Genomic DNA, 17,799 nt, shown 5'->3' with positions numbered 1-17,799 from the left:
AACGCCATCGCGCTAGATCCCTGTCGTCACGTCGATCTTGTCGCCTTCGGCGAGCCTGACGACGGCCTTCTTCGTATCCTTCTGAGTGCCTTTGACACCTCGGAAGAACTTGGTTTTGCCTTTGCGGGTCAGCGTGTTCACCGTCAGCACCTTGACGCCAAACAGCTTCTCCACAGCATCCTTGATTTGCGGTTTGGTCGCATCGAGGCGGACCTTGAACACCACCTGATTTGATTCCGAGGCGTCACTCGACTTCTCAGTAATAACCGGCGATAAAATCACGTCGTATGCTTGAAGCGCACTCATTTGAACCGAGCCTCCAGCCCCTCAAGGGCGGCCTTGGTCAGCACGAGCTTCTCATGCCGTAAAATGTCATAAACATTGATGCCCTGGATCGGCAGCACATCCACATGCGGGATGTTGCGGGCCGCCAAAGCGAAGTTCGTCTGCACTTCCCCGCCATCCACGATTAATGCGGAACCGACGCCGAGCTTCTCAAATTGTGTCTTCAGCGCGTTTGTCTTGGCGTCTTTTACGTCGCAAGAGTCCAAGACGATCAGCTCCTCTGCCTTTGCCTTTGACGACAGCGCATGCTTTAGAGCCAGAGCGCGAACCTTCTTGGGTAGATCGAAGGCAAAGCTGCGCGGCTTCGGCCCAAACGCCTTGCCACCGCCACGGAAGATTCCTGGCTTTGCGCTACCGTGACGCGCGCGGCCGGTGCCCTTCTGACGATACATCTTTGCCGTTGTGGCCGTAATCTCTGAACGGTCCCTGGTTGCGACCGTGCCGGCGCGGCGCTTGGCGAGCTGGTAGCGCACCATCCGGTGCAACAAGTCAGCGCGCGGCTCCAACCCGAACACGTCCTCGGGCAGCTCCACGGTTCCCGCCTTCTTGGCATCGAGCGTTGTTACATCGGCTTTCATTGCGCGTTCTCTCCGACTTCTGTCGGCTTAGCCTCACCAGTCTCAGCAGACGCCTCAGCCTCTGGCTCCTTCACGGGAGTCTTCTCGTCAGCACCTTTGCGGAACGCACCAGGGATTGGCGCACCGTCAGGCAAGGCCCGCTTCACCGCATCACGCAAGAGAACCCATCCACCCTTGGCACCGGGAACGGCACCCCGGATCATGATGAGGCCACGTTCTGGGTCGGTCTTCACGACGCGCAGATTCTGCGTGGTGACGCTAACGTCGCCCATATGCCCGGCCATCTTCTTACCCTTGAAGACCTTGCCGGGCTCCTGACACTGACCCGTCGAACCAAGGCTTCTGTGGTTGATGGACACGCCATGACTGGCGCGAAGACCGCCGAACCCATGGCGCTTCATACCACCGGCAAAACCCTTACCAATGGACGTGCCTGATGCATCCACGAACTGCCCCTCGACGAAATGGTCGGCGGTGATCTCCGCGCCCACATCGATCAAATTCTCTGGGCTCACACGGAACTCAGCAACTTTTCGCTTGGGCTCGACATTCGCCACGGCAAAACTGCCGCGCGCAGAACGCGTCAACCGTTTTACTTTTGCGCGGCCTGCGCCGAGCTGAACAGCCGTGTAGCCGTTCTTTTCCGCGGTACGCTGACCAACGACCTGGCAATTCTCCAGGCGCAGAACCGTTACCGGAACGTGCTCTCCGGCATCGGTAAAGATCCTGGTCATGCCGACCTTTTGCGCGATAACACCTGATCGCATCGAACTAATTCCTTGCCTCGTCCAGCAACCGGTTACAGCTTGATCTCGACATCCACGCCCGCGGCGAGATCGAGCTTCATCAGAGCGTCGACCGTCTGGGGTGTCGGATCGACAATGTCGAGAAGACGCTTGTGCGTCCGCATCTCAAACTGCTCGCGGCTCTTCTTGTCGATGTGCGGCGAACGGTTCACGGTGAACTTCTCAATGCGCGTCGGTAGCGGAATTGGTCCGCGAACCTCCGCACCAGTGCGCTTCGCCGTGTTGACGATTTCCTTGGTCGACGCATCGAGAATGCGATGGTCGAAGGCTTTCAGCCTGATTCTTATGTTCTGGCTCTGCATCTCGACGGCCTTAACGTTAGAGAAGCGCGCCGCCCCAAAACGGAGCGGCGCGTTCTTCAATTCCCTTTACTCTATGATCGACGACACCACGCCGGCGCCGACGGTGCGGCCCCCTTCACGGATAGCGAAGCGGAGCTTCTCTTCCATGGCGATCGGCACGATCAGCTCAACGGTCATGGCAATATTGTCGCCCGGCATCACCATTTCGGTCCCTTCTGGCAGCTGAACCACACCCGTCACGTCGGTCGTGCGGAAGTAGAACTGCGGACGGTAGTTGCCGAAGAACGGCGTATGGCGGCCACCCTCTTCCTTTGTGAGGATGTAGGCCTCGGCCTTGAACTTCGTGTGCGGTGTCACAGAGCCGGGCTTGGCAAGCACCTGGCCACGCTCAACACCTTCGCGATCGATACCACGGAGAAGACAACCGACATTGTCGCCGGCCTCACCCTGATCGAGCAGCTTACGGAACATTTCAACGCCGGTAACCGTCGTCTTCGTGGTCGGCTTGATACCGACAATCTCTACTTCCTCGCCAACGTTGACGACGCCGCGCTCGACACGGCCGGTTACAACGGTACCGCGGCCCGAGATCGAGAACACGTCTTCAATCGGCATAAGGAAGGGCTGGTCCTTTGGACGCTCCGGCTGCGGGATGTACTCATCCACATTCTTCATCAGCTCAAGAATAGCCTTCTGGCCAATCTCCGGATTACTGTCCTCGATCGCTGCAAGAGCAGAGCCCTTAATGATCGGGATGTCGTCGCCCGGGAACTCGTACTTCGAAAGAAGCTCGCGAACTTCGAGCTCAACAAGATCCAAAAGCTCCTCGTCGTCGACCTGGTCGACCTTGTTCAGGAACACCACCAGTGCCGGCACACCAACCTGACGGGCGAGCAGGATGTGCTCACGCGTCTGCGGCATCGGGCCATCAGCGGCAGAGACCACGAGGATGGCTCCGTCCATCTGCGCAGCGCCCGTGATCATGTTCTTCACGTAGTCGGCGTGACCAGGGCAATCCACGTGAGCGTAGTGACGGTTCTCCGTCTCGTACTCCACATGAGCCGTCGAGATCGTGATACCGCGGGCCTTCTCTTCAGGCGCCTTATCGATCTCATCGTACGCCGTGAATGTGGCGCCGCCGGTCTCAGCCAGTGTCTTGGTGATCGCAGCGGTCAGGGTCGTCTTACCGTGATCGACGTGACCAATCGTACCAATGTTGCAATGCGGCTTCGAACGGTCAAATTTTTCTTTAGCCATTGTGGCTCTCCATTCCTCTCACCAAAAACCTAGATCTCAACGCCCAATCTCTTAGGCGAACTTTGCCTGCACCTCTTCGGCCACCGCCTGCGGAACCTGCGAATAGCTGTCGAACTGCATCGTAAACTGCGCCCGTCCCTGACTCATGGAACGCAGCGTGTTCACATAACCAAACATGTTGGCTAGCGGAACCATGGCGTTGATCACCGTCGCGTTGCCCCGAGGCTCCTGGCCTCGAACCTGACCACGGCGGCTTGTTAGATCGCCAATGATACCACCCACATATTCCTCCGGCGTCACCACCTCAACCTTCATCATTGGCTCAAGCAGTTTCAGCGCAGCCTTTTGAGCCGCTTCCCGGAACGCCGCTCTGGACGCAATCTCGAACGCCATGACCGACGAGTCGACATCGTGCGACGCGCCGTCAACGAGCGTGCACTTCACGTCAAGGATCGGGAACCCGGCGAGGATGCCAGCATCAATGACACTCTGGACGCCCTTCTCGACACCCGGAATAAACTCCTTGGGCACATTACCGCCGACAACCTTGTTCTCGAAAATGAAGCCCTCGCCCGCCTCTGCCGGCTCGATCTCCATTTTCACACGGGCGAACTGACCAGAACCGCCAGTCTGCTTCTTATGGGTGTAGTCGACGTCGGCCGACTTTGTGATCGTCTCACGATACGCCACCTGCGGCGCGCCCACGTTGGCCTCGACCTTGAACTCACGCTTCATGCGATCGACGATGATGTCGAGGTGCAGCTCACCCATGCCCTTAATAATAGTCTGCCCGGATTCGTGATCGACCGTGACGCGGAAGGACGGATCCTCCTGAGCCAGGCGATTCAACGCCACGCCGAGCTTCTCTTGATCGCCCTTAGTCTTGGGCTCCACTGCAACCTCGATAACAGGCTCCGGGAACTCCATGCGCTCAAGGATCACTGGCTTAGCAGGATCACAGAGCGTGTCACCCGTCGTCGTGTCCTTCAGACCGGCAATGGCGACGATGTCGCCCGCATAGGCCTCCTTGATGTCTTCACGGTGATTGGAGTGCATCAGCAGCATACGGCCAATCCGCTCCTTCTTGTCTTTCACTGTATTTGTCAGCGTCTGGCCGGACTCGACCTTGCCCGAGTAGATCCGACAGAAGGTCAACGACCCGACGAAGGGGTCGTTCATAATCTTGAACGCCAGCATCGACAGCGGTGCCTCGTCCGACGCCGGACGATCGACTTCTTCTTCTGTCTTAACATCAATGGCCCTAATGGCAGGCACGTCGAGGGGAGACGGAAGGTAGTCGACCACGGCGTCAAGGAGCGGCTGCACACCCTTGTTCTTGAACGCCGAGCCGCACAGAACGGGCACAAAATCCAAGTTGCAGGTTCCCTTGCGAATCAGCTCCTTCAGCTTCTCCTCGGCGATTTCTTTGCCTTCGAGATAGGCCTCCATGGCCTCCTCATCGACCTCGACGGCCTGCTCAATGAGGGCGTCGTGGTATTCCTGAGCCTTATCCTGGAGGTCAGCGGGAATATCTTCGTCATGGAATGAGGCACCGAGAGACTCGTCGTCCCAAATGACCGCCTTCATGCGAACAAGATCGACGATCCCGGCGAAATCTGATTCAGCACCGATGGGCAATTGCAGCACGATCGGGTTGGCGCCGAGCCGCTCTTTAATCGTCTCGAGAGACATAAAGAAGTCGGCGCCGATCTTGTCCATCTTGTTGACGAAGATCATGCGAGGGACTTCGTACTTGTCTGCCTGACGCCAGACCGTTTCCGTCTGCGGCTCCACGCCCTGGTTGGCGTCGAGCAACGCCACGGCGCCATCGAGCACTCGTAAGGACCGCTCCACCTCAATCGTGAAGTCCACGTGGCCCGGCGTATCGATAATGTTTATGCGCTTGTTGTTCCAAAAAGCAGTCGTCGCGGCCGAGGTAATCGTGATGCCTCGTTCCTGCTCCTGCTCCATCCAGTCCATCGTGGCTGCACCATCATGAACTTCGCCGATTTTGTGGCTCTTACCCGTATAGTAGAGCACGCGCTCAGTCGTGGTGGTCTTGCCAGCGTCGATGTGCGCCATGATACCGATATTGCGGTAGTCGATGAGAGGCGTCTTGCGGGGCATCGTTCGAGTTCCTTGAGCCGGTTACCAGCGATAGTGCGAGAAGGCGCGGTTGGCCTCAGCCATCCGGTGCGTGTCCTCGCGCTTCTTCACGGCAGATCCGCGATTGTTGACTGCATCGAGAAGCTCCCCAGAGAGCCGCTCGACCATTGTGTTTTCGTTCCGTCCGCGTGCAGCAGCGATGATCCAACGAATGGCCAGTGCCTGACGGCGGTCGATACGGACCTCCACAGGCACCTGGTACGTCGCGCCGCCCACACGGCGAGACCGCACTTCGATCGCCGGCATGACATTCTGAAGCGCCTGATGGAACAGGTCGATCGGGTTCTGCTTGACCTTTTCTTCCATCTGATCGAGAGCACCATAAACGATACGCTCAGCGGCAGATTTCTTGCCGTCCAGCATGATCGAGTTCATGAATTTGGTGAGCACCTGATCCCCAAACTTGGGATCGGGAATGATCTCACGCTTATCAGCTTTGTGCCGCCTGGACATATCGCTTCAATCCGTTCCTTAAAGACCAAAAAAGCGCCCCAACTACTTGGGCCGCTTGGCTCCGTATTTGGAGCGCCGCTGTCGACGAGCGCTAACGCCTTGGGTGTCAAGCACGCCGCGAATAATGTGGTAGCGCACGCCGGGGAGATCCTTGACGCGTCCGCCGCGGATCATCACCACGGAGTGCTCCTGAAGATTGTGACCCTCGCCCGGAATGTAGCTCGTCACTTCCTGCTGATTTGTCAGGCGCACGCGCGCCACCTTGCGAAGCGCCGAGTTCGGCTTCTTTGGCGTCGTTGTATACACGCGCGTACAAACGCCCCGCTTCTGCGGGCAGGCCTGCATGGCCGGCACTTTGTTACGCTTCACCGGCACCTTGCGAGGCTTCCGGATCAATTGTTGAATCGTTGGCATAGCAGCTCTAGCGTCCAATCGTCTGCGAAGGCGAAATCGCCTCATTCATCCATGGGCATAAGCGCCCGAACCCGCGGGCAAAACCGTGCCCACAACACAAGAGCTGAAGCTGCGAGTCATCCCTCGCGTCCTTCAGCGCCTAAAACAGAGGATCTTGAGGCAACCCCTCAAGATCATGACCCCGATTTGATCCCGGTTATGCCGGCAGCGTCTAACCCGCGCCCGAAGTATACCCTTCGGTGGGCTACCGCCTGCCGCGAAAAGTGATCGCCTTGTATCAGGCCATTTCTCGAACCGTCAAGGGCTCAAGTGCCTGAAATAGGGGGGCCCGCGGCGTTTTTTGAGGGTTTTGCCGCGTGGCCCCCGATATCTCAGCATAGACTCAAGCTGAAGCCCCGTCCGCTGCGTCTTCAGACACTGCCTCACCGGCAGCCGCATCCTCTGCGACGGGCTCTCCAGCCGCTTCGAGGGCCTCCTGGGCGGCGCGCTGACGCTCCTCCAAGATCAGTTCATCACGATGCGTGGCAATCCGATTGAGCCTCGAGAGCGTGCCACCCGTGCCAGCGGGGATGAGCCGGCCCACAATGACGTTTTCCTTGAGCCCCTCGAGCTCATCCTTCTTTCCATTGACCGCCGCATCGGTGAGGACGCGCGTGGTCTCCTGGAAGGAGGCCGCCGAAATGAAGGACCTCGTCTGAAGGCTCGCCTTGGTGATGCCCAGCAGGACGTGCTGGCCTTCGGCCTTCTTGCCGCCGGCAGCCTCCGCCGCAATATTGGCGTCTTCGAAGTCGATGCGGTCCACTTGCTCGCCCTTGAGGAACTCGGTATCGCCGGGATCCTCAATCTCGACCTTCTTGAGCATCTGGCTGACGATCACCTCGATATGCTTATCATTAATCGTTACGCCCTGGAGCCTGTATACCTCCTGAATCTCGTTCACGAGATAGTTGGCGAGCTCCTCAACGCCCTTGATCGCCAGAATGTCGTGCGGCGCCGGGTGCCCATCGAGAAGGTACTCACCCTTCTCAATTCGGTCGCCCTCTTGCACCGTCAAATGGCGACCCTTGGGGATCAAGAACTCGACTGGATCTGCGCCTTCCTCATCCGGGACGATGCTAATCCGCCGCTTATTCTTGTAGTCGCGCCCAAGCTGCACCATTCCCGTAACCTCGGCGATGATCGCATGATCCTTCGGCCGCCGTGCCTCGAACAACTCCGCAACGCGCGGGAGACCACCCGTGATGTCCCGAGTCTTGGCGCTTTCCATTGGAATGCGAGCAAGCACGTCACCGGCTTTCACCTCGCTGCCAGCTTCCACGGATAAGACCGCATCGACCGGGAGCAGATACCGGGCATCGCCGCCGCGCGACAGTTTGCCGATTTCGCCCTTCTTGTTCTTGATCGCCATGGCCGGGCGGAGGTCCACGCCTCGGGGCGACGCACGCCAGTCAATGATCACGCTATTGGTGATGCCCGTCGACTCGTCACGCTGCTCCGACACGGAGACGCCTTCAACCAAGTCCTCGAACTCGACTGTGCCTTCGATCTCCGTGAGAACCGGACGCGTATAGGGATCCCATTCAGCGAGACGATCGCCACGCTTGACCTTGTCACCCTCATCGACGCGCAGATGCGTACCATAAGGCAGTCGGTGCGTTGCGAGCTCATTGCCTTCGTCGTCCGCGATCACGATGGCGGTATTCCGGCTCATGACCATGTGTCGGCCTTGTGAGTCCTCAACGACGTTGCGCTGCTTGATCTTCACAGTGCCCTCGAATGCCGATTCCAGTGAAGACTGGTCCACGACCTTCGAACTCGCGACACCACCCAAGTGGAAGGTGCGCATGGTGAGCTGCGTTCCCGGCTCGCCAATCGACTGGGCAGCGATAACACCCACAGCCTCACCCATGTTGACGGGCGTACCACGGGCCAGATCCCGGCCGTAGCATTTGGCGCAGATGCCATTTCGCGTTTCACACGTGAGCGCTGACCGGACGCGGATTTCTTGTACCCGCGCATTCTCGATAGCCTCAACGTGCTCTTCCTCGATCAGTTGCCCTTTCTCGACAAGAACATCGCCAGTTGTCGGATCCTTTACGGGATCGGCCGCGGTACGGCCAAGCACACGCTGGCCTAGCGACACAGTGACCTCACCGGCGTCCAGGATTGCCCGGACGGTAATACCGCCGTCTGTACCGCAATCCTCTTCGGTTACGATGCTATCCTGCGCCACGTCCACGAGGCGGCGTGTCAGGTATCCAGAGTTCGCCGTCTTCAGGGCGGTGTCAGCGAGCCCCTTGCGGGCGCCGTGCGTGGAGTTGAAGTACTCCATTACCGACAGCCCCTCCTTGAAGTTGGAGATGATCGGCGTCTCAATGATCTCGCCCGACGGCTTGGTCATAAGGCCACGCATGCCGGCGAGCTGTTTCATCTGCGCCGGCGACCCACGCGCACCAGAGTGCGACATCATATAGATCGAATTGATCGGCTTCTCGCGGCCTGTCTCTTCATCGACTTGTACCGAGGAAATGCGCTTCATCATTTCCTTCGCGACGAGCTCGGTACATTCGGTCCACGTATCCACGACCTTGTTGTACTTTTCGCCGCGCGTGATCAACCCGTCATTGTACTGTTGCTCATACTCGCGAACGAGCTCGGTCGTCTTGTTGATGATGTCGTCCTTGGTCTCCGGGATGACCATGTCGTCCTTGCCAAACGAGATGCCGGCTTGGCACGCATAGCGGAAGCCGAGACCCATGATCTTATCGCAGAAGATAACCGTCTCTTTCTGACCGCAGTGTCGATACACCACATCGATCATCTTGGAGATCGCTTTCTTCGTCAGAAGCTGGTTCACCAGGTCGAAGCTAACTTCAGCCCGGCGGGGCAGAAGTTCGCCAAGCAGCATGCGGCCAGGCGTCGTGTCGTAAATGTACGCGACCCAATTGCCGTTCTCGTCTTTGGTGATGTAGCGGCCCTTGACCTTGGCGTGCAAAGTCACCGCGCCTGAATCGAGCGCGTGATGGATCTCGGCAACATCGCCGAAGATCATCCCCTCGCCCGGCTCGTTGTCCATAACCAGTGACAGGTAATAAAGACCGAGCACGATGTCCTGAGACGGCACAATGATCGGTGAGCCGTTGGCCGGGTGCAAGATGTTGTTGGTCGACATCATCAGCACACGCGCCTCGAGCTGAGCTTCGAGCGAAAGTGGCACGTGGACAGCCATCTGGTCGCCGTCGAAGTCGGCGTTGAAGGCCGCACACACAAGCGGATGCAACTGAATGGCCTTGCCTTCAATGAGCTTGGGCTCAAACGCCTGAATACCCAACCGGTGCAGCGTCGGCGCACGGTTCAGCATAACGGGGTGTTCGCGGATGACCTCATCGAGGATGTCCCAAACTTCGGGCTTCTCCTTCTCAACAAGTTTCTTAGCTTGCTTGACGGTCGACGCATGCCCCTTGGCATCCAGCCGCGAGTAGATGAAGGGCTTGAACAGCTCCAGCGCCATCTTCTTCGGCAGACCGCACTGATGCAGCATCAGATCAGGCCCGACCACAATGACCGAGCGGCCAGAATAGTCGACGCGCTTGCCGAGTAGATTCTGACGGAAGCGCCCCTGCTTACCTTTCAACATGTCGGCCAGCGACTTCAGCGGGCGCTTGTTGGCGCCGGTGATGACACGTCCGCGACGGCCGTTGTCGAACAGCGCATCGACGGCTTCCTGAAGCATGCGCTTCTCGTTACGGATAATGATATCCGGCGCGCGAAGCTCCATCAGCCGCTTCAGACGATTGTTACGGTTGATGACGCGGCGGTACAGGTCGTTGAGGTCCGATGTCGCAAAGCGGCCGCCATCGAGCGGCACGAGCGGACGCAACTCTGGCGGAATGACGGGCACAACGGTGAGAATCATCCACTCCGGACGGTTGCCCGATTGGATGAACGCCTCAACCACTTTCAAACGCTTCGCTAGCTTCTTCGGCTTCAGCTCCGTCGTCGCCTCGGCGATCTCCACGCGAAGGTCGGCTGCGATCTTTTCAAGATCCAGGTCCTTGAGCAGTTCGCGAATCGCCTCGGCGCCGATACCGGCGGTGAATGAGTCCTCGCCGAAATCGTCCTGGGCCTGCATGAATTCTTCTTCGGACAGAAGTTGCAGCGGCTTCAGCGAAGTGAGTCCTGGCTCTAGGACAATGTAATTCTCGAAGTAGAGAACCCGCTCAAGATCCTTCAGCGTCATGTCCAGTAGAAGGCCGATCCGAGAGGGAAGCGACTTCAGAAACCAAATATGCGCAACGGGAGCTGCGAGTTCGATGTGGCCCATGCGCTCGCGACGCACCTTCGCAAGCGTAACCTCCACGCCGCACTTCTCGCAGATGATGCCCTTATACTTCATGCGCTTGTACTTGCCGCACAGGCACTCATAGTCCTTCACCGGACCGAAGATGCGCGCGCAGAACAGACCGTCACGCTCAGGCTTGAAAGTGCGGTAGTTGATCGTCTCAGGCTTTTTGATCTCCCCAAACGACCACGACAGGATTTTCTCCGGGCTCGCAATGCCGATCTGAATCTGATCAAAGTTTTGCTGCGGAGTCTGCGGGTTGAACAGGTTCGCGAGATCTTGATTCATTCTGCTTGTCTCCCAACGGGCGGGGCCGCCGCCCTTCGGTTGTCACCAACTGGTATCGAAATGTCCGAGCGGAGCTGCTACTCCGCCGCCGGCTTAGGCAACTGCATGGCTTGCGGCTGCGCTTCATCCGGCTTGGGCTGCACCAGTTCGACATTCAGTCCCAATGCGCGCATTTCTTTCACGAGCACGTTGAACGACTCAGGAATACCGGCCTCGAACGTGTCGTCGCCACGGACGATTGCTTCGTAGACCTTCGTACGTCCCGCGACGTCGTCCGACTTCACGGTCAGCATTTCCTGAAGGGTGTAGGCTGCGCCATACGCTTCGAGTGCCCACACCTCCATTTCGCCGAAGCGTTGGCCACCGAACTGCGCCTTACCGCCCAGCGGCTGCTGGGTCACAAGGCTGTAGGGGCCAATTGACCGCGCGTGGATCTTGTCGTCCACCAGGTGGTGCAACTTCAGCATATAGATGTACCCGACCGTGACTTTCCGCTCGAATGGCTCGCCGGAGCGGCCATCATAGAGCGTCACCTGACCGGACGGATCGTAACCCGCGCTTTCTAGCAGGTCCGACACGTCGGCCTCATGCGCCCCGTCAAACACAGGTGTCGCAACAGGTACGCCCTTGGAAAGAGCCTCGCTCACCTCGATCAACTGATTTTCCGCCAAGGACGCAACGGCCTTGTCGGAACCGTAAATGGTCTTGAGCAGATCCTTTACCGGCTTTGGTTTCTCGGTTTCGCGGTACTCTTCCAGCGCCTCACCGATCTTCTTGCCGAGCCCGCGGCACGCCCAGCCGAGATGGGTCTCGAGGATCTGGCCGACATTCATACGGCTCGGCACGCCGAGCGGGTTCAGAACAATGTCGACCGCTTGACCGTCCTCAAGATAAGGCATGTCCTCAATGGGAACGATCTGCGAGATCACGCCCTTATTGCCGTGACGTCCGGCCATCTTATCGCCTGGCTGGATCTTCCGCTTCACCGCCACGAAGACCTTGACCATTTTCATGACACCCGGTGGCAGTTCGTCGCCGCGCTGTAGCTTGTCGACCTTATCCACGAAGCGCTGCTCCAGGCGCTTCTTGGCTTCGTCGTATTGACGCCCAATGGCCTCGACCTCGCTCATCGCCTTTTCATTCTTGAGCGCGATCTCCCACCACTGGCTACGGGGCAGCTCTTCGAGCATTGCCTCCGTCAGCTTTGCGTCTTTCTTGATCACTTTGGGGCCCTTCGCGACTATCTTGTGAAGCAGCACGTCGCGCAAGCGGGCGAAGACGTTACGATCCAGGATCGCCATTTCGTCGTCGCGGTCTTTGGCAAGACGCTCTATCTCTTCACGCTCGATCGCCATGGCACGCTCATCTTTTTCGATGCCGTGTCGATTGAACACGCGGACTTCAACGACCGTTCCCGCAACACCGGGCGGCAGCTTCAATGAGGTATCGCGAACATCGGACGCCTTCTCGCCGAAGATGGCACGCAGAAGCTTCTCTTCCGGCGTCATCGGGCTCTCGCCTTTCGGCGTGATCTTGCCAACCAAGATGTCACCAGGCTGAACCTCGGCACCGATATAGACGATACCTGCTTCGTCGAGATTCTTCAGCGCCTCTTCGGAGACGTTCGGAATATCGCGCGTGATTTCCTCGGGTCCGAGTTTGGTGTCACGCGCCATGACCTCAAATTCTTCGATATGGATCGAAGTGAAGACGTCATCGCGGACAACGCGCTCGGAGATGAGGATAGAGTCCTCGAAGTTGTAGCCCATCCACGGCATAAACGCGACGAGCACGTTTTTGCCGAGCGCCAACTCACCAAGGTCGGTCGACGGCCCATCGGCGATGATCTCGCCAGACTGAATGGCATCACCCACGCGGACCAATGGCCTTTGGTTGATGCAGGTGTTCTGGTTCGAGCGCTGGAACTTGCGCAGATTATAAATGTCCACACCAGACTTTGACGGATCGGTCTCTTCCGTCGCCCGAATAACGATACGCGTGGCATCCACTTGATCGACGACACCGGTCCGACGCGCACTGATCGCGGCGCCCGAGTCGCGTGCGACAACAGCTTCCATGCCCGTGCCTACTAGCGGCGCCTCGGCCATGAGCAAAGGCACAGCTTGGCGCTGCATGTTTGAACCCATCAAGGCACGGTTGGCGTCGTCATTCTCCAGGAACGGAATGAGCGCCGCTGCGACCGACACAAGCTGCTTGGGCGAAACGTCAATGAGGTCGACCCGATCCCGCGGATAGAGTTCAACGTCACCTGCGTGACGACAGACGACAAGGTCTTCGACAAAGCTGCCATCATTCTTCAGCGCCGCGTTTGCCTGGGCGATGACGTAACGAGCCTCTTCCATCGCCGACAGATAGACCACCTCATCGGTGACCTTACTCTTGACCACGCGTCGGTATGGGCTCTCGATGAATCCATATTTGTTGACCCGCGCGAACGTCGCCAGTGAGTTGATCAGACCAATATTCGGTCCCTCTGGCGTCTCGATCGGACAGATGCGGCCGTAATGAGTCGGGTGTACGTCCCGCACCTCGAAGCCAGCACGCTCGCGCGTCAGCCCGCCTGGGCCCAGCGCCGACAGACGCCGTTTGTGGGTGATCTCCGACAGCGGATTCGTCTGGTCCATGAATTGCGACAGCTGCGAGGACCCGAAGAACTCGCGCACGGCAGCCGCTGCAGGCTTCGCGTTGATGAGGTCTTGCGGCATGACCGTATCTATATCGACGGAACTCATGCGTTCCTTGATGGCGCGCTCCATACGCAGGAGGCCAACCCGGTACTGGTTCTCCATCAGCTCGCCAACCGACCGTACGCGCCGGTTGCCGAGATGATCGATGTCGTCGATTTCGCCCTTGCCGTCGCGCAGATCGACCAGGGTCTTGATCACTGCAAGGATGTCCTCCTTACGCAGTGTACGCATGGTGTCCGGCGCATCGAGGTCGAGGCGCATGTTCATCTTCACCCGGCCGACCGACGACAGGTCGTAACGCTCGGCGTCAAAAAAGATCCCGTTGAACAGCGTTTGAGCGGCTTCCGGCGTCGGTGGCTCGCCCGGACGCATCACTCGGTAGACGTCGAGCAGCGCCTCATCCGTGTTGGAATTCTTGTCGATCGCAAGCGTGTTGCGGATGAACGCACCGACATTCACATGATCTATATCGAGGATCGGAATTTCTTTGAGCTTGAGCTCCTTGAGGGTCTCCAGCAGCTTCTCTTCTATTTCCTCGCCGGCTTCGCCGTAGATCTCGCCTGATTCCAAGTTGACGACATCCTCGGCCAGATAGCGTCCATAGAGATCCTCGTCTTTTACCAGCAGCTCCTTCAGTCCCTCTTCGGACAGCTTACGAGCCAGGCGCGCGGTTATCTTGCGGCCTGCCTCCACGGCAATCTTGCCAGTCTTGGCGTTAATGAGATCCGTGGTCGGCTTGATGCCGCGCATACGGTCCGCATTGAACGGCATCTTCCAGCCGTTCTTGGCCGCCTTCAAAGTGATGCGGTCGTAGAAGGTCGACAGAATTTCTTCGTCATCCAGTCCGAGCGCGTAGAGAAGCGTCGTTACCGGCAACTTCCGGCGCCGATCGATACGCACATGGACGATGTCCTTGGCATCGAACTCGAAGTCGAGCCAAGATCCACGGTAGGGGATGATGCGCGCCGCAAAGAGCAACTTACCCGAGGAATGGGTCTTGCCGCGGTCGTGGTCGAAGAAGACACCTGGCGAACGGTGCATCTGCGAGACGATCACGCGCTCGGTACCGTTGATGACAAACGTGCCGTTCGAGGTCATGAGCGGCATGTCGCCCATGTAGACGTCTTGCTCCTTGATGTCCTTCACGGAGCGCGCGCCAGTCTCTTCGTTCACGTCGAAAACAATGAGACGCAGCGTGACCTTCAGCGGCGCCGCGAAGGTCATGTCGCGCTGCTGGCACTCGTCCACGTCGTACTTCGGCGCTTCAAATGCATACCGCACGAATTCGAGCTGAGCGCGTTCGCCGAAGTCCTTGATAGGAAACACAGAGCAAAATACGGACTGCAGTCCCTCATCCCCACGGCCGCCTTCCGGCTCCTCCACCATAAGGAACTGATCGTAGGACTGCTTTTGAACCTCGATGAGGTTCGGCATCTCAGCCACTTCTGTAATGTGGCCAAAAAACTTCCGATATCGCTTGTGACCGTTGGTTTGCGCCATAGAGACCTCTCAAAGCTCGTCGCGACCGCTCTCCTAAACCCCCGCCTGTGCGGAACCTCAGGGGAAATGTCACGTGACACGAATATGATGGGTTAGAAGCCCGAACCGACCCCCGGAGATGGGGACGGTCCGGTCTTCCTTCAACCCAAGTTCAAACTCAAGCCTACTTCAGCTCGACAGACGCGCCGGCGTCCTCAAGCTGCTTCTTGATCTTCTCGGCCTCGTCCTTGGCGACGCCTTCCTTGACCGGCTTCGGCGCGCCCTCGACCAGGTCCTTGGCCTCTTTCAGGCCGAGGCTGGTGATCGCGCGCACTTCCTTGATGACGTTGATTTTCTTGTCGCCGGCACCGGTGAGAATGACGTCGAACTCGTCCTTCTCCTCAGCGGCGGCGGCATCGCCACCAGCGCCGCCAGCAACAGCAGCCACAGCAACAGGAGCAGCAGCGGACACGCCCCACTTCTCCTCAAGTATCTTGGCCAGTTCTGCCGCCTCAAGCACCGTAAGGCTCGAGAGATCGTCTGCAATTTTCTGAAGATCTGCCATTTCCGTTATCCTCGTACGTTCAACTCTTGTGTTTCGGTGTATGTTTTCAGAGGCTTACGCTGCGTCCTTCGAGCCATATGCACTAAAGACCCGCGCCAGCTGAGAGGCAGGTGCGCTGACCGTTCGGGCGATCTTGCCCGCCGGTGCCTGAAGTAGACCCACCAGCATGCCACGCAGTTCGTCTAGCGAAGGCAAGTCGGCTAGCGAACTCACCCCCTTGGCATCGAGAACAGTGGCGCCCATCGCACCGCCAAGGATCACGAACTTCTCGTTTCCCTTAGCAAACTTGACGGCCACCTTCGGCGCCGCGACGGGGTCCTCGCTATAGGCGAGGCATGTCGGCCCTGCCATGAGCTCCGAGATTCCCTGGGCGTCGGTTCCTTCCAGCGCGAGCCTCACGAGTCTGTTCTTCGCCACTTTGACCTGGCCGCCAGCTTCTCTCATATCGCTGCGCAGCTTGGTCATTTCGGACACCGAAAGACCCGCATAGTGAGCTACGACGACGACGCCGGTATTGGCGAAGACATCGCTAAGCGCCGATACAACTTCGCGCTTTTGAGCTCTTTCCATGCTCACTCCGTTCTTTCAAACCCGCAAAGGCGTCGAGCCGAAGCGGGCTTAGGCCACACTGAGCCGCGAAACAGGCGGGCGAGGCATTGGCACCACCCGCGATTGATCGCGGCGCTCTGTTGCCTGTCCCACTCATTCGCGCCAACGAGCGCGTGAGCCACATACGAGGTTCAACCGATCTTCCGGATGCGGGTATGCCTGGTTGGGCGAAGTCCGCACCCCTAGAACCGTTTGTCTCCCGTCTAATGCAGGCCCCCGAAGATTTCTTGGGGCTTAAGCGGTCTCCCACACCTGCAATCTCGGACAGGTTTGGGCTGTTCGGCGAACCGGACGGCCCTTCGGGGCAAAGTGCCCCGAAACACTTTCGACTAAGCGCCTCCGACGCTGGCGGGCTCGATCTTTAAGCCGGGGCCCATCGTTGAGGTCACGGCGATCTTTTTCAAAAACGTTCCCTTGGCGCCGGACGGCTTGGCCTTAATCACAGCATCTGCAAAGGCGCGAATATTCTCGACCAGCGCTTCCTCGGTGAAGCTTGCTTTGCCCACGCCGGCATGAATAACGCCAGCCTTTTCGACGCGAAATTCAACGGCGCCACCCTTAGCGGCCTTTACCGCTTCTGCGACGTCCGTCGTCACAGTGCCGACCTTCGGGTTCGGCATCAGACCACGGGGCCCAAGAACCTTACCAAGACGACCAACCAAGGGCATCATATCAGGCGTAGCAATGCAGCGATCGAAGTCGATCGTACCCTTCTGAACCTGCTCCACGAGATCTTCGGCGCCAACAACCTCGGCTCCAGCCTTTTTGGCTTCCTCGGCCTTATCGCCCTTGGCAAAGACGCCGACACGCAGCTTGCGCCCCGAGCCGTGGGGCAGCTGGCATACGCCGCGCACCATTTGATCCGCGTGGCGCGGATCGACCCCAAGGTTCATCGCGACCTCAACGGTCTCGTCGAACTTTGCGTTCGCGTTGCCCTTAAGCACCTTTACGGCCTCTTCGACGCCGTAAAGCTTGTTGTTGTCAACCGCTTCGGCCGCAGTGCGAAACCTCTTACCGGGTTTGCTCATTGTCTCTACTCCTGAACCTCAAGACCCATTGAACGGGCAGACCCAGCGATGATTTTCATCGCCTGCTCGACGGAGTTTGCATTCAAATCCTGCATCTTCGTCTCGGCGATCTCGCGCAGCTGATCCTGCGTGACCTTGCCGGCAACGGCACGGCCCGGCTCCTTCGAACCGCTCTTGGTCTTTGCCGCCTTCTTAAGGAGATACGACGCCGGCGGCGTTTTTGTCTCGAACGAGAAAGACCGGTCCGCATAAACGGTGATCACGGTCGGGATTGGCGAGCCTGGCTCAATCTTCTGCGTCGCGGCATTGAAAGATTTGCAGAACTCCTGAATGTTCACGCCGCGTTGCCCGAGCGCCGGTCCGATCGGCGGGGAAGGATTCGCCTGCCCCGCCGGCACTTGGAGCTTGATGTAACCGTCTATCTTCTTCGCCATCCCAGTACGTCCTGCGTTTCACGTC

The 17,799-nt window shown here is 58.5% G+C and carries 14 protein-coding genes; all 14 read right to left on the bottom strand.

The features are described from left to right. Nucleotides 1-12: 12 nt before the first annotated feature. The 14 genes from AC33YF_RS09300 to rplK all read right to left on the bottom strand — a co-directional run bounded on the left by AC33YF_RS09300 (nucleotide 13) and on the right by rplK (nucleotide 17,774). Nucleotides 13-306, bottom strand: coding sequence for a 50S ribosomal protein L23 (locus AC33YF_RS09300; protein ID WP_491776927.1), 294 nt, complete (start codon nucleotides 304-306; stop codon nucleotides 13-15). Further along, the gene (gene rplD / locus AC33YF_RS09295; protein ID WP_491776926.1) at nucleotides 303-923 is read right to left on the bottom strand and encodes a 50S ribosomal protein L4; all 621 of its coding nucleotides are present in this window, start codon (nucleotides 921-923) and stop codon (nucleotides 303-305) included. The genes AC33YF_RS09300 and rplD overlap by 4 nt, the downstream gene beginning before the upstream one ends. Continuing rightward, nucleotides 920-1,690, bottom strand: coding sequence for a 50S ribosomal protein L3 (rplC, locus tag AC33YF_RS09290; RefSeq protein ID WP_491776925.1), 771 nt, complete (start codon nucleotides 1,688-1,690; stop codon nucleotides 920-922). Before rplC ends, rplD begins: the two co-directional genes overlap by 4 nt. A gap of 32 nt (nucleotides 1,691-1,722) precedes the next feature. Beyond that, complete coding sequence (gene rpsJ, locus AC33YF_RS09285) at nucleotides 1,723-2,031, bottom strand: 30S ribosomal protein S10 (RefSeq protein WP_069438070.1); 309 nt, start codon at nucleotides 2,029-2,031, stop codon at nucleotides 1,723-1,725. Between the two features lie 66 nt (nucleotides 2,032-2,097). Further along, on the bottom strand, nucleotides 2,098-3,288 hold the full coding sequence (gene tuf / locus AC33YF_RS09280; RefSeq protein WP_491776924.1) for an elongation factor Tu: 1,191 nt from the start codon (nucleotides 3,286-3,288) through the stop codon (nucleotides 2,098-2,100). 51 nt (nucleotides 3,289-3,339) lie between these two features. Further along, nucleotides 3,340-5,415 (bottom strand): elongation factor G, encoded by a 2,076-nt coding sequence (gene fusA / locus AC33YF_RS09275; RefSeq protein WP_491776923.1) that lies wholly within the window; start codon nucleotides 5,413-5,415, stop codon nucleotides 3,340-3,342. 21 nt (nucleotides 5,416-5,436) lie between these two features. Next, on the bottom strand, nucleotides 5,437-5,907 hold the full coding sequence (gene rpsG / locus AC33YF_RS09270; protein WP_491776922.1) for a 30S ribosomal protein S7: 471 nt from the start codon (nucleotides 5,905-5,907) through the stop codon (nucleotides 5,437-5,439). A 42-nt stretch (nucleotides 5,908-5,949) separates the two neighbouring features. Beyond that, nucleotides 5,950-6,321, bottom strand: a complete 372-nt coding sequence (gene rpsL, locus AC33YF_RS09265; protein ID WP_491776921.1) for a 30S ribosomal protein S12 — start codon at nucleotides 6,319-6,321, stop codon at nucleotides 5,950-5,952. Between the two features lie 382 nt (nucleotides 6,322-6,703). Beyond that, on the bottom strand, nucleotides 6,704-10,951 hold the full coding sequence (rpoC, locus tag AC33YF_RS09260; protein WP_491776920.1) for a DNA-directed RNA polymerase subunit beta': 4,248 nt from the start codon (nucleotides 10,949-10,951) through the stop codon (nucleotides 6,704-6,706). Between the two features lie 77 nt (nucleotides 10,952-11,028). After that, entirely contained in the window at nucleotides 11,029-15,159 is a 4,131-nt protein-coding gene (gene rpoB, locus AC33YF_RS09255) for a DNA-directed RNA polymerase subunit beta (RefSeq protein WP_491776919.1), read from the bottom strand. Between the two features lie 163 nt (nucleotides 15,160-15,322). Next, the gene (gene rplL, locus AC33YF_RS09250) at nucleotides 15,323-15,703 is read right to left on the bottom strand and encodes a 50S ribosomal protein L7/L12 (RefSeq protein ID WP_491776918.1); all 381 of its coding nucleotides are present in this window, start codon (nucleotides 15,701-15,703) and stop codon (nucleotides 15,323-15,325) included. A gap of 54 nt (nucleotides 15,704-15,757) precedes the next feature. Then, nucleotides 15,758-16,273 (bottom strand): 50S ribosomal protein L10, encoded by a 516-nt coding sequence (rplJ, locus tag AC33YF_RS09245; protein WP_491776917.1) that lies wholly within the window; start codon nucleotides 16,271-16,273, stop codon nucleotides 15,758-15,760. Between the two features lie 368 nt (nucleotides 16,274-16,641). Further along, nucleotides 16,642-17,340: a 50S ribosomal protein L1 gene (rplA, locus tag AC33YF_RS09240; protein ID WP_491776916.1), complete on the bottom strand. Its 699-nt coding sequence runs from the start codon at nucleotides 17,338-17,340 to the stop codon at nucleotides 16,642-16,644. Between the two features lie 5 nt (nucleotides 17,341-17,345). After that, entirely contained in the window at nucleotides 17,346-17,774 is a 429-nt protein-coding gene (gene rplK / locus AC33YF_RS09235) for a 50S ribosomal protein L11 (RefSeq protein WP_491776915.1), read from the bottom strand. Between the last annotated feature and the right edge of the window lie 25 nt (nucleotides 17,775-17,799).

The sequence above is a fragment of the Methyloceanibacter sp. genome (assembly GCF_058506495.1).
The sequence above is the reverse complement of the archived record's forward strand: the minus strand, read 5'-3'. Positions and strand labels throughout refer to the sequence as shown.